Below are 628 nucleotides of genomic sequence, written 5' to 3' on the forward strand. Positions count from 1 at the left end.
GGTGCTGGTGTCTTCCGGCGCGGTGGCGGCGGGGCGCGGCGTGCTGCGCAGCTGCTGCGAGATCGCGGGCATGCCCCACCGGCAGGCGGCATCGGCCATCGGGCAGAGCCGCCTGATGCACCATTATGATGAAGCCTTTGCCCGGCGCGGGCGCATATCGGCCCAGGTGCTGCTGACCCGCGACGACCTGAAGAGCCGCAACCGCTTTCTCAACGCCCGCAACACCTTTGCCGCGCTGCTCGACTGGGGGGCCATCCCCGTGGTCAACGAGAACGACACCGTGGCCGTGCACGACCTGAAGTTCGGCGACAACGACTGCCTGGCCAGCCTGCTGCTGAACATAGTTGAAGCCGACCTGTTCGTGAACCTGACCTCGGCGGGCGGCGTGTTTGCCGAAAATCCGCAGGACAACCCGGACGCCTGCGTCATGGACTGCATCGACGACGTGCACGGGCTGGACCTGGACGGGCTGTGCGGCGGCAAGACATCCGTAGGCACCGGCGGCATGTATTCCAAGCTGCTGTCCGCCCGGCGCGCCGCGCAGATCGGCGTGCCCACGCTCATCGTGCCGGGCCGCGAGCCCGACGTGCTGGCCCGCGCCTTCGCGGGAGAGGCCATCGGCACCTGG

1 protein-coding gene is annotated in these 628 nt (G+C 68.9%); it reads left to right on the plus strand.

Annotation, left to right across the window (positions count from 1 at the left end; genetic code table 11):
- A partial coding sequence (gene proB, locus FVW27_RS18595; protein WP_167128058.1) for a glutamate 5-kinase occupies positions 1–628 on the plus strand: 628 nt, incomplete at both ends.

This window comes from Nitratidesulfovibrio liaohensis (assembly GCF_011682075.1).
Taxonomy (GTDB): Bacteria; Desulfobacterota; Desulfovibrionia; order Desulfovibrionales; family Desulfovibrionaceae; genus Cupidesulfovibrio; species Cupidesulfovibrio liaohensis.